General features: G+C 40.1%; 10 protein-coding genes. All 10 read right to left on the reverse strand.

Annotated features, from left to right (window positions below):
* Positions 1-228: 228 nt before the first annotated feature.
* The 10 genes from IV67_RS01035 to IV67_RS01080 all read right to left on the reverse strand — a co-directional run bounded on the left by IV67_RS01035 (position 229) and on the right by IV67_RS01080 (position 13,446).
* Positions 229-2,379 (reverse strand): LTA synthase family protein, encoded by a 2,151-nt coding sequence (locus IV67_RS01035; RefSeq protein WP_057786257.1) that lies wholly within the window; start codon positions 2,377-2,379, stop codon positions 229-231.
* Between the two features lie 68 nt (positions 2,380-2,447).
* Complete coding sequence (locus IV67_RS01040; RefSeq protein ID WP_057786259.1) at positions 2,448-3,470, reverse strand: lysylphosphatidylglycerol synthase transmembrane domain-containing protein; 1,023 nt, start codon at positions 3,468-3,470, stop codon at positions 2,448-2,450.
* Positions 3,467-4,492, reverse strand: a complete 1,026-nt coding sequence (locus IV67_RS01045; RefSeq protein ID WP_057786261.1) for a glycosyltransferase family 4 protein — start codon at positions 4,490-4,492, stop codon at positions 3,467-3,469. The genes IV67_RS01040 and IV67_RS01045 overlap by 4 nt, the downstream gene beginning before the upstream one ends.
* Positions 4,485-5,729, reverse strand: a complete 1,245-nt coding sequence (locus IV67_RS01050) for a glycosyltransferase family 4 protein (RefSeq protein WP_057786264.1) — start codon at positions 5,727-5,729, stop codon at positions 4,485-4,487. Before IV67_RS01050 ends, IV67_RS01045 begins: the two co-directional genes overlap by 8 nt.
* A gap of 150 nt (positions 5,730-5,879) precedes the next feature.
* Positions 5,880-6,524, reverse strand: a complete 645-nt coding sequence (gene pyrE / locus IV67_RS01055) for an orotate phosphoribosyltransferase (RefSeq protein WP_057786266.1) — start codon at positions 6,522-6,524, stop codon at positions 5,880-5,882.
* Between the two features lie 2 nt (positions 6,525-6,526).
* Complete coding sequence (gene pyrF, locus IV67_RS01060) at positions 6,527-7,243, reverse strand: orotidine-5'-phosphate decarboxylase (RefSeq protein WP_057786268.1); 717 nt, start codon at positions 7,241-7,243, stop codon at positions 6,527-6,529.
* 58 nt (positions 7,244-7,301) lie between these two features.
* Positions 7,302-10,481 (reverse strand): carbamoyl-phosphate synthase large subunit, encoded by a 3,180-nt coding sequence (gene carB / locus IV67_RS01065; protein WP_057786270.1) that lies wholly within the window; start codon positions 10,479-10,481, stop codon positions 7,302-7,304.
* The gene (locus tag IV67_RS01070; protein ID WP_057786272.1) at positions 10,474-11,556 is read right to left on the reverse strand and encodes a carbamoyl phosphate synthase small subunit; all 1,083 of its coding nucleotides are present in this window, start codon (positions 11,554-11,556) and stop codon (positions 10,474-10,476) included. The genes carB and IV67_RS01070 overlap by 8 nt, the downstream gene beginning before the upstream one ends.
* A gap of 12 nt (positions 11,557-11,568) precedes the next feature.
* The gene (locus tag IV67_RS01075) at positions 11,569-12,855 is read right to left on the reverse strand and encodes a dihydroorotase (protein WP_057786274.1); all 1,287 of its coding nucleotides are present in this window, start codon (positions 12,853-12,855) and stop codon (positions 11,569-11,571) included.
* A gap of 273 nt (positions 12,856-13,128) precedes the next feature.
* Complete coding sequence (locus IV67_RS01080; RefSeq protein WP_057786276.1) at positions 13,129-13,446, reverse strand: hypothetical protein; 318 nt, start codon at positions 13,444-13,446, stop codon at positions 13,129-13,131.

Genomic DNA, 13,446 nt, shown 5'->3' on the forward strand with positions numbered 1-13,446 from the left:
CAATGATCTACTTGTTGGTCAAGCAACTTGCTTGCGACAACTTAATTAATAATACAGTGTCATGTTTGAAAAGTCAACAACTAATTTTTATAAATTATTTATTGCCTGTTGCTTAATGCAACTCCTTAAAAACCCAACTCAATTAATATACATGAATACACTACTCAGGTCAACACATTTCTACAAAAAAAGAAACGTGTCGAGCGACACGCTTCTTTTTGTTTAAAACTATTGACTATCTGAATTACCATCGGATTCATCGTCAGAATCATCTTGATCAATTGTTTGCGGCTGACCACCCAATTCAGGGGCATCCGTTTTATATTCAGTTGACTTACCCTTGTTCTTATTCAGAGCTGACGTTGGCTTCTTCTTATCAGATTCTTCTAACGCCTTCATCGTATCTGACTTCTTATAAGAATAGTCACTTGCCTTATCTGGCTTATAACCAGGTAAGGTATGGAAACGTAAGAGGTCTCCTGTCTGCACTTGATCAGAATAGCTTAAACTATCGTTAACATACTTTTGATTATCATCGATAATTTGCTTAGCTCGCAAATCTTCCTTTGGATCAATCTTAGTACCGGTTGAAGTAACATAATAATCACCACCGTACTTAATATAATCCTTAGAAGCAAAGGTACTATTTCTGAATGGTACCACTTCTTTACGATCCTTAGCTAACAAGTCTTGCCCAAATTGAATGTTATTCTTGGTTGAAATGCCCAACAAGTGCATCAAAGTTGGCATGACATCAATTTCACCACCATAAGTGTGATTAACGCCACCCTTACCTTCTAATCCAGGTGAATGGACAATAAACGGTACCTTTTGCCAATTAGCCAAATCATAAGGTGTTACTGAATCCTTACCCATTAGCTTTGCAATCGCATCTGGATGGTTTTCTGAAATACCATAATGATCACCGTATAGCACAAGCACTGTATTATCATACATACCTGAGTCTTTTAGATACTTCTCAAATTCACCAAAAGCTTGATCTAGATAACGCGCTGTTTGGACATAGCCATCCACGGTCTTGTCACCTGTCTCAGTTTTTTCAATTGAAATGTTCTCTTTGTCCAAGTCATATGGGTAATGATTAGTCACTGTAATCATCTTGGCATAATAAGGTTGTGGTAGACGTTCCAAATATTGCGCAGATTCCTTCAAGAAAATCTTGTCTTTCATCCCATACCCAATATTGTAATTATCTTTATCACCACCCTCAAAGAATGGCTTACTAAAGAAATAATCATAACCCCAGTTCTTATAGGTGTTATCACGATTCCAGAAACTAGCGACATCCCCGTGGAAGGCCGCTGTGGTATAACCCTTTTGGTCCAAGATATTTGGCACCGCTTGGTACGTATTCGTTGAACCATAGTTCACCATTGAAGACCCAGATTCAGTTCCATACAAACCAGTTTCTAACATGGTCTCGGCATCTGCGGTTTTACCTTGTCCAACTTGGTTGTAGAAATTATCAAATGATAATGAATCTTGGCTATGGTAGAAACGATTAATATTAGGCGTTACTTCTTTCCCATCAACCTTATAATCAATCATAAATTGTTGGAAAGATTCCAAATGGAACATAATCACATTCTTGCCCTTTAATGAACCGTAGTATTCAGGGTTTGGTGTCGTTTGATTCTCTTTAACAAACTTATCAACCTTTTCTAAAGTTTGAGGTGTTGCTTGTTTTTTAACTTCTGCGGTCTTTTGTGTTTTATAGATGTTATAAGCCGCGTACTCGTTTAATCCGAGATATTTAACAATATAGTTATTGTCAAAAGTTCGCACCAACAAACCAGAACGGTCTGTTTCAGCGAGACCATAACCAACAAACATCAAAAAGACTCCTAAGATCGTGGTCAAACCAGCAATGCGCTTACGAACTGTCTTACGATTAACGTGAATTTGCTTAAACGCAATCAATAAGACCAAAGCCACTAAGTCAGCAAAAATCAGGAAATCGGTCCCTTTAATAATACCGCCTAACGCCAGTCCCAAGTTATTTCCAGCCGCCCCACTTGAACTCATAATATTCAATGATAGGAAGTCTGAAAATTCTCGATAATATAACACATTTGAAAACAGCCAAATTGACTGTAACAAATTCATGAAAAGCATCGTCCAATAAGATGCTTTCCCTCTAAAGTACAATCCCAAACTGATAAAAATAATCGCCGTTGGAATCGGATTTAATATCAACAAGAATTGCTGCATTGGCCCTTTGGCCCCTAGGCTAAAATCATTTTGGTACACTGAGTAGGTTTTTAACCAAACAAAGAATACATTCAAAATGAAAAAGCCCATTGTTGAATTAAAAAGAAATGAACTACATTTTTTTGCAGCACTCGTCACACGTTGCATGTCTACTTACCCCATCTTACATAATCATAAGTTAAATTATATGTGAAACACATTAATCCATACTTAACTTACTTGCTTTTCTGCAATTGCTTAGAAGTCGTTGGAATATTGAAAGCAAAAATTCCTGCAAACATTCCAAAATAATACGTGATCAAGCGCCATAGTATCATCGCAATCACAAGTTGCGCATGTGATGGTAAGAATTGTGCAAACAAAACTGAAAATCCAATTTCAGCCCCACCAGCGCCACCAGGAATTGGAAATAGTGAAATCACCATCACAATTAACACATTTAAAGCCATCACTAATAACAAATCAACATGGTTCGCCCCTAATCCCAATAAAATAAAATAAGGAATTAGGTAAAAAGCCATTAATTGCACAAAAGTCACGGCCATCGCTTTAAGCACTGGCATGTAGTTTTTGCGCATCATATCACTTTCTTGATGAAAATTAGCAACCTTTTCTTCAAGAACATTTTGCCATTGGTTTGCCTTTTTTTCTGAAATTGGTCGCACCACTTTAGTAAAGGTTTGCACTAACCAATCGGTTGCCTTAGGCCAGTACATGACCATCAAGAGTGCAATGATGACAAACAAGTGCACTAGAAAACCTAAAAAGAGCACAACCGTCCAACTATGAATCGTTTCGGTTAAATACTGATACCCAATAACCAAGGCAATCAGAAAATTAACGACAATCATCCCTTGATAAATAATAAATTTCATCGTCAAAATAGAGCCAGCGCGACCAACGTCAATACCAGACTGGGCCAAAGCGACCATTTGCATAGGTTGTCCACCCGCAGCAAATGGCGTGATGCCATTCCCTAATTGTTCGACCAATGGCACCCGTAACGCATCTCGCCAAGATATTTTCTCATGAATATCATCCACGAAAATTTTGACAACCACTGCTTCTAAGACAAGATAGATAATCATTGCCAAAACAGCTAGTGCCAGCCAGCCCCAATTTGCATTACCCATACTATGCGCAAATTGTTCCCAGCTCACATCACGAAAGGACCACCAAAAGATAATCACACCCAAAACAAGCATTAAAACAAAAACGATACTATTTTTTTTTGTCATTTTTTGACCTCAGCTTGTTCCGTATAAAATTTTTGCCAAATTTTTGCCACATTATCTGCTGAATAACGTTCTGAAGCCGCTAAGGCATTATTTGAAAGTTCCTTTTTCAAATCAGCATCTTGTTCAATTTGCTCAAGCGCTTGTTGCATTCCATCACGGTCAGTTGCTGGCAAATAATAGCCTTCAATAATTGCTTTGTATAAATCTAAGTCACGCAAAACAGTTGGCGTTCCCGTGCTAAAGGCTTCCAATGCTGACATTGGAAAGAGTTCTGTATAACTTGGTAATAAAAAGACATCTGCCATATTGTAATAGGCATTCATCTCGCTCCGATCAACAATACCCGTGAAAGTCAAATTCTCCGGCGGATTATCAACCACACGCTTTAGTTCCTCATACCCTGCCGTCATGGCACCAAAAGAAAAACCACCAGTCCAAACGAATTGCCACTGTGGATTTTGTTCAGCTAACTTAATGAAATCCCAAACACCTTTACGCTCTTGCACTTGTCCAACACCGAGAATAATATATTGGTCTGCTGTAAACCCAATTTTTTTGCGCCATTCGACGCGTTCTTCATCAGGTAAGGGATAAAAAGTATCTTTTGAAACGAAATTAGGAATATACGTGACCTTTTCACGTTTAACCCCTAGTGCAACCAATTTATCGATAAACGTTGGATTAACAACCACGATATGATCCATGCGCTTATAAAATGTCATGACATACCAATAAAACATTGATTTAATTGGTTGCGGTAATTTAATTGAATCTTCGAGTGTTTCAGGCAAAAAATGCACGTAACCAATTTTGCGTCCACGTCCAGGCAAAAAAGTACTGATGAAAAAAGTGGGATTAATTGTGTGGTAATGACTGATATCAGCTCGACTGTATTTATTGAATGTTAATGGAAATTCATTTGGAAATTTAGCTTCCAATAAATTAACTAGCTCTCGATAGGCTGAACCAACCCCTTGACCTGGTACGGTTTCAGCCGCAGAAAACATCGTAATTTTAATCATTTTGTTCTCTCCTAAATGGATGTAAAAATGAGCGAACATATTCAGCATTGTTCATCTCAGCGCTTTCATCATCCTCATCATCGTGGTAAATCTCGATTGCTTCTTGATAGAAGTCATAGACCCCTTGACCAAATGTTTTTTCATCAATTTGATGTAACAAATTAGCTCGAGCGTCTGGCTGCCCCAAGATTTGTCCAGCTTGTTTAGCTTGCAGATACTTCACTAATGCCGGTACGAGTTCGTAAGGCTCGTCAACAAGCGTTCCGATATTTTCATCATGAATCAGATCATCCATGTATTCACTACGGATCGCCACAACCGGTGTATCAGCAGTAATTGACTCAATAAAAGTAATCCCTTGTGTCTCAGATGTCGAAGCAGAAGCAAAGACGTCTCCTAACCGATAATAGCTATACGTATCATCGTGCTCAATTTCGCCAACAAAAATAACACTATCCTTGATGTCCAAACTTGCTGCATGTTCCTCTAAAGCACTACGAGCTGGACCATCACCGACAATGATAAATTTAGCAGTTGGTACATCTTGCAAAACCATCGCAAATGCTGATAGTACAGCATCGATGTTTTTTTCAAAAGCAACACGTCCAATTGACACAACAATCGGTGTCTCAGGCGTTAATCCCAACTGATCATATAACGCAGCACTCTTGTCTTCACTAGCGGCATGTGCAATTTTAACACCCGTTGGAATAATGACAACCGGTGCTTCCACTTTATAAGCTTGTAACGTTTCAAATGTTTGACGCGATGGTGAAATAATTCCCGTCATCCCGTGCATAAAGTTACGTGCAATCACTGCCACGCCTCCGGGTCGAATAATCTTACCATTCGCAATGTAATGCAAATAGTCCTCATAGTTCGTATGGAAAGTATGGACAATCGGAATTTTCATTTGGCGTGCGACAAATTTTCCAATCATGCCTAGAGAAAATTCAGTTTGAGTATGCACAATATCTAACTTTAGATCTTTAGCAATTTGTAGCGCTTGAAAGCCACCACGATAAGTCATACGACGGTCTTTAAACCACACAAAAGGAACACTTGAAAAGCGATAAATATGCGGTTCCACCATGTCTTCATCCACTTTAGGATCTGTCGACGTAAAAATGTATACTTGATGCCCTTGTGCTTCAAGTTGTTCTTTCAATGTTTTAATTGACGTTGCAACCCCTGACACCTGCGGGAAATAAGTATCTGTGAACAATCCAATATTCATGCCTAATCACCTTTCAAAAAGTATAATCTATTTATCCATTTTAACAGTAATACCGATAAAGGTATAGTTTACCGGAAAGGAGTTTTCTTCTGATAGCTTCCCCCTTGGAACTAAAAAAAACCTTAGCATTCCGCTAAGGTTTTTTAATATTTAATTTGAATGTTGCTCACTCCATGCTTTTGGATCCAAACGCCATTCTTGTAAAGCATTCAAATCTTCTTCTGACAACACACCAGCCGTCTTTTGAACATCAAGCAAAGCAGAATAAGTTGTCAACGGAGAAAACTGCGTATCGGCTGCTGCAAAGTTTGTATCGGCTGCTGGTAATTCATAAGAGAAAATTGATAGTACACCCGCAACTTCACTTCCTTCACGACGGACTGCATCAACAGCACCTAAGACAGAACCACCAGTTGAAATTAAATCGTCAATGAGTACAACTGAATCATCTGATGTAATTGCACCTTCGATTTGCTTTCCAGCACCATGGTCCTTTGGCTTTGAACGGACATAAACCATTGGTAGGTCTAATACTTCTGCCACCCAAGCAGCATGTGGAATTCCAGCCGTCGCAACCCCACCAATGGCTGTTGCTTGTGGATATTGTTCCTTTACCAATTCAGCCAATCCATTCGCAATTAAGCGGCGGACTTTTGGAAAGCTAATCGTCTTACGATTATCTGTATAAATTGGGCTCTTCAAACCTGATGCCCATGTAAAGGGATCATTTGGTTGTAGCTTTACAGCTTGAATATCTAATAAGGCTTGTGCTACTTCTTTTTTATAATCAGTCATGTTTAAGCTCCTTGCGTAAATTCAGTCATTACTTTTTGATATGCGGCTACTGGATCAGTCGCTTGGGTAATTGAACGGCCAACCACAATGCCATCAGCTTGCATTTCCTTAGCTCGGCCTGGTGTCACCACACGGCTTTGATCGCCCGCAGCATCCCCCGCCAAACGAATGCCGGGTGTAATTGACAAAAAGCCATCTGAGGTTGCAGCATGAATTGCTTCTGATTCAAAGGCAGATGAAATTGTACCATCTAACCCGGCTTCATCAGCCAAACGTGCCAAATGTGTCACTGACTCAGCCATCGTTGCTTGTACAAGTTGAGTTGCTTGCATACTTGCTTCAGAAAATGATGTTAATTGTGTAATCCCAAGCAACTTAGGCGCTTGTACGCCCACAGCTTGTGCACCTTCTTTAGCTCCGGCAACTGCACCTTGCATCATTTCAACACCACCCGCCGTGTGCAATGTTAAATAATCAATATCTAAACGGGCTAAATTACGTACAGCATGGGCCACCGTATTTGGAATGTCATATAATTTTAAATCCAAAAAGACGGTAAATCCGGCTGCTTTAATCGCTTCAATAAAGCTAGGACCTTCACGATAGAATAATTCCATGCCAATCTTAACTGCTGGGCGCACATCTGTTGGGAATTGATTCAAAAAGTCCCATGCTTGCGTTTTATCTTCAAAATCTAAGGCAATAAACACTTCATTCATATACTGAAACTCCTATTTCTATAGTTATGTATGCCAGCAAAGCTGGCGGGTAATATGCTTAACGCATTGCTTCAACATCGAATGAACGACCTTCAAGCACACGCAATAAGGCTGAAACTGTATCCAAATTCGTAAACAATGGAATGGCATTTTCAATGGCTGTATTACGAATCTTACGTCCATCACTTTCAGCAAGTTCATCTGCTTGCGTTGTGTTAATGGCGATTTGCAAACGACCATCACGCAAAGCAGTCACAGCATTGTTTTCAGATTCAGAAATCTTGTCCACAATTTCAACACGTAAGTCATTTTCGGCGAAGAACTTTCCAGTTCCTTCCGTTGTTACTAACATAAAGCCAAGACGGTCGAAACGCTTAGCCAATGCTAATGCTTCTTCCTTGTCATTATCAGCCACTGTTAGCAACACCGTTCCAAATTCTGGAATCTTGATATTTGATGCTTCGAAAGCCTTATAAAGCGCCTTCTCGTATGTGCGGTCAGATCCCATAACTTCACCAGTTGACTTCATTTCAGGTCCAAGCAATGAATCAACCATTGGTAACTTCGTAAATGAGAAGATTGGTGCCTTCACATGTACTTCGTCACTTTCAGGAATCAAACCAGTTTCAAATCCCATATCGGCAAGCGTTTCACCCAACATCACACGTGTTGCGAGTTGTGCTAACTTCAAATGTGTCACCTTTGAAATGAATGGCACCGTTCGAGATGCACGTGGATTCACTTCAATGACATAGGCTGTATTGTCATGAATAACGAACTGTACGTTCATCAAGCCAACAGTGTTCATGGCTTTCGCCAAGGCGATTGAAGCAGCTGTCATTTCGTCCTTAACCTTTTGGCTCAAAGATTGCGATGGATAAACGGACATTGAATCACCAGAGTGGACACCTGCACGTTCAACGTGTTCCATAATTCCAGGAATTACGGCTGTCTCACCATCTGATAGCACATCAACTTCTGCTTCTTGACCAACTAAGTATGAGTCAATCAACACTGGATGATCATTTGAAACTTGCACGGCACGTCCCATATAATCAGCTAATTCATCTGAATTTGACACGATTTCCATGGCACGTCCACCCAAAACATATGATGGACGAACAAGTACTGGATAGCCAATTTCTTCAGCAGCTGCCAAGGCGCCTGGGACTGTTGTTGCAGTCTTACCAACTGGTTGTGGTAATTGCAAAGTCTTAATAACTTGATCAAACTCTTCACGGTCTTCAGCACGGTCCAAATCAGCAACTGATGTTCCAAGAATATGAACACCATGTTGTTCCAATGGCGCAGCTAAGTTAATCGCTGTTTGACCACCGAATTGTACAACAACACCCTTTGGTTGTTCTAATTCAATCACATTCAAAACATCTTCAAGCGTCAATGGTTCAAAATAAAGCTTGTCTGAAACTGAGAAGTCAGTTGAAACAGTTTCTGGATTTGAATTCATAATAATGGCTTCGTAACCAGCAGCTTGAATCGCCTTAACTGCATGAACTGTGGCATAGTCAAACTCCACACCTTGTCCAATTCTAATTGGCCCTGAACCCAATACCAAGACACTTTCACGATCAGTCTTAGCTGATTCATTGACTTGTTCATAACTTGAGTAATAGTAAGGTGTTTGTGATTCGAATTCAGCTGCCACCGTGTCTACCATCTTATAAACAGGTTGCAAGTTGTTTTGATCACGTAGTTCCTTAACTTCATGTTCAGTCTTGCCCCATAGCCCTGCCACTGTGCGGTCAGCAAAACCATTCTTTTTAGCAAGTTCCAATGTCTCAATATCACCAACATTAGCTTGTAATGCTTGTTCAATTTCAATGATGTGCAACAATTTGTCTAAGAAGAACAAATCAATTTGAGTCCGGTCATGAATTGCCTCAGGTGTTACACCACGACGGAGCAATTCTGCAACCATAAAGAGACGGTCATCACGAGCTGGCATCAAAGCATCTAATAAGTCAGCATCTGTTGTGCCTTCAAAACGCATGTCATCAAGCCCAGTCACACCAATTTCAAGCGAACGAACAGCCTTGTTCATCGCTTCTTCAATGTTACGACCAATGGCCATGACTTCACCAGTTGCCTTCATTTGTGTACCCAAACGACGATCCGCTGTCACAAACTTATCAAAAGGCCAACGCGGAATTTTAACAATGACATAGTCTAATGCAGGTTCAAATTCAGCCATTGTTGTTCCTGTAACTGGATTTGTAATTTCATCTAAAGTTAAACCAACGGCAATTTTAGCGGCCATCTTAGCAATTGGATAACCAGTTGCCTTTGATGCTAACGCTGATGAACGTGAAACACGTGGGTTAACTTCAATAATGTAATATTTGTATGACTTTGGATCCAAAGCCATTTGGATATTAACACCACCCTCAATATTCAACGCACGAATAATCTTCAACGCTGCATCACGCATCATTTGATATTCACGGTCTGAAAGCGTTTGAACCGGTGCCATAACGATTGAATCCCCAGTGTGAACACCCACGGGATCAAAATTTTCCATTGATGCCACAATCAACGCATTGTCGTCTGCATCACGCATCACTTCAAATTCAATTTCTTTAAATCCAGCAATTGAACGTTCGATCAATACTTGTGTAACTGGTGACAATTCAAGTCCATTTTCAGCAATTTCAAGTAATTCATTGTAGTTGTTGGCGATTCCACCACCAGTTCCACCTAATGTGTAGGCCGGACGCACAATCACGGGATATGAATGTGTATCAGCAAAATCAAGTGCTTCTTGAACAGTTGTTGCAATTGTTGATTCAGGAACTGGTTCGTTCAAACGTTCCATCAAATCCTTAAATTCTTCACGGTCTTCAGCTTCTTCAATGGCTGACAATTTTGTTCCTAGCAATTCAATGCTAAGTTCGTCCAATACACCAGCTTCGGCCAAATCTTTCGCCATGTTCAAGCCAGTTTGTCCACCTAGCGTTGGCACAATTGCATCTGGGCGTTCTTTACGTAAGATACGTTCCAAGAACTCTAAAGTCAAAGGTTCGATGTACACCTTATCTGCCATTTCCGTATCAGTCATGATTGTTGCTGGGTTTGAGTTAACCAAAACAACTTCATAGCCTTCTTCTTTCAATGACATTGCAGCTTGTGTTCCTGAATAATCGAATTCAGCAGCTTGTCCAATCACAATTGGTCCAGATCCAATCACTAAAATCTTTTGAATGTCTTCGCGCTTAGGCATTTGTTTGGTCCTCCTTGTGAGCAGCAATCATTTCTAGGAATTCATCAAATAAGTATTCAGCATCATGTGGTCCTGGCGCAGCATCGGGATGATATTGCACTGAGAACGCTTGATGATTTTTCAAACGTAGCCCTTCAACTGAGCCGTCGTTAATTTCATATTGCGTCACTTCAAGATTTGTTTCCTGAACTGAATCACCATCAACCACGTAACCGTGATTTTGTGATGTGAAATTTGTCTTACCTGTCAAACGGTCCTTAACGGCGTGGTTAAATCCACGATGACCAAACTTCATCTTCATTGTTTGGGCCCCATTAGCAAGTGCAAATAATTGGTGTCCCAAACAAATTCCCATTAATGGCAATTTTTCTTCTAGTTCACGAATAACATCTTGGATACCAGCAACTGATTCAGGATCACCAGGTCCATTTGATAGCAAGACACCATCAGGGTCAGCGTCCAAAATTGTTTGTGCATCAACTGTTGCTGGGAAAACTTGTACATTCACATTACGACGCGCTAGTGAACGTAAAATTGAATTTTTAAGTCCAAAATCAATCAACGCAATCGTTACGCCATCAGTTGGATTGACGTACATGTTTTTACTGCCAACTTCAGCAACTTGATTTGTTGGCAATTCAGTTGCTTGTAAGTCTGAAATAGTTGAATCTGTTACTTCATCAACAATGATTGCCTTCAAAACACCATAATCACGCAATTCTTTTGTTAATGCACGTGTGTCAACGCCAGTAATTCCTGGCAAGTCATGACGTTCAGCCCATTCAGCAATTGACATTTGTGAACGCCAGTTCGATGGACGACGCGCAATTTCATGCGTCACAATCGCAGAAGCTGCTGGCTTAAATGATTCAAAATCATCACGATTAATCCCATAGTTTCCAATCAAAGGATAGGTAAAAGTCAAAATTTGACCATAATATGAGAGGTCAGTGATTGATTCTTGATAGCCTGACATACCAGTGTTAAAAACAAGTTCTCCAACAACTGGCTTTGTTGAACCAAAGCCTTCACCGGCATATACTGATCCATTTTCTAGTACAAGATAGCGCTTCATATCTGCTCCTTTTTATTGTGCTGATGCGTCGTAAACAACTTCCCCATTCAAGAAAGTCATGCTTGTTTGTCCGTAAATCGTTTCGCCGATAAATGGTGAGTTAACACCCTTTGAAACAAATTCATCGGCTGTAATAGTGTGTGCCTGATCAATATCAAACAAACTCATATTCGCAACTTGACCAACGGCTAAAGTCGTTGGTGCGTCTAAATTAAAGTCCTCAACTGGATTAGCAACCATCCAAGTCAATAATTGTTCCATCGTGGCAACACCTGAACGTACTAAGTGGGTATAAAGTAATTGGAAACTTGTTTCAATCCCAGTAATTCCAAATGCTGCACCCATAAAGCTACGATCTTTTTCTTCCACCGCATGTGGGGCATGGTCAGTTGCAACCATGTCCAATGTGCCATCTAACAATCCGGCAATCACTGCTGTACGATCTTCTGGTGTTCGTAGCGGTGGATTCATCTTGAATAAGGCGTTGTCTCCATTAATATCTGTTTCATCTAACAATAAGTGATGTGGTGAAACTTCTGCAGTGACATGCACACCTTGTTGCTTGGCAATACGAACCAACTCAACTGAGGCCTTCGTTGATAAATGGGCCACATGATAGTGAACACCCGTTGCTTTTGCAATCACTAAGTCGCGGGCAAGTTGTGATGACTCACCTAATGGATCCATTCCAGGCAACTCTAACTCTTCTGAGCGAGCACCTAAGTTCATCACCCCACCATCAACCAAACTTTCGTCTTCAACGTGGGCAACCAATGGACGGTTCACACTTGCAGCTGCACGCATCGCATCACGCATTGTCTTGGCGTTTTGAACACCCTTTCCATCATTTGTGAATGCAATTGCACCAGCATCGGCTAGCGCTTGGATGTCATCCACTTCTTCTGAAGTTAGACCGGCTGAGATAGCAGCATATTGCTCTACATCGATCACGGCATTTTTTTCGTTCAAAGCTTGCACTTGTTTAAATGTTTCAACTGTACTTGGTACAGGATTCAAATTAGGCATTGCAAGTACCGTTGTGAATCCGCCACGTGCAGAAGCCTTTGAACCTGTTTCAATCGTTTCTTTATACTCAAATCCTGGCTCACGGAAATGAACGTGTACGTCAACCAAACCTGGCGTCAATAACTGCCCTTTGGCATCAATCACCTCATCCGTTTTCACCATCAATGTTGGAGCCATTTCAGCAATCTTACCATCACGAATAACAATATCGGTCTGAACAAGTTCATTATCATGCTTTACTACGCGTGCGTTTTTAATCTTCAAACTGGTCATTTTTATTCTCCTCAATATCCATTTGCAATGATCATTTAGAATTAGGTACAAAAAAATCCGAGAACATAAGAGTCCTCGGATTTTTCATCAATTGCATGACTGTCGCTTTAGCATAAAGTTAGCCCACTTCAGTCGTGTCAATTTATTCAAAAACCATACCCTTACTAGCCTCTCTGGACTTAAAATTAAAAGGTCATTCGTTGTTGATATAAATATAACATCATTTTACTGAAGAGTAAACTTTTACACTGAAAATATATATTAGTAAAACATTTAACTAACTTTGTTTTCACTCAAAATTTGAATAACTAGTTGATCCATCTCTGGTGGTCGCGTCCACTCTTGATAATGATCAATCGCAACTTCTGCCGGAATGTCAAAATGTTCATTCACAAACTGCTCATATTGCTGAACACTATTAGAGTGTGGAATATTTAACTTTAAAATACGCACTTCTGAAATCATGCCTTCTTCAACTGCATATTCAGCTTGACCATTGTGTAGTAAATTACCAATTTCTTTATATTTAGAGCCATCTAGTCGTGTAATTTCTTCGATAATATCTAACGTTTGAAATCCTGCTAACGCCAT

The organism is Weissella minor (assembly GCF_001437425.1).
GTDB classification, from domain to species: Bacteria; Bacillota; Bacilli; order Lactobacillales; family Lactobacillaceae; genus Weissella; species Weissella minor.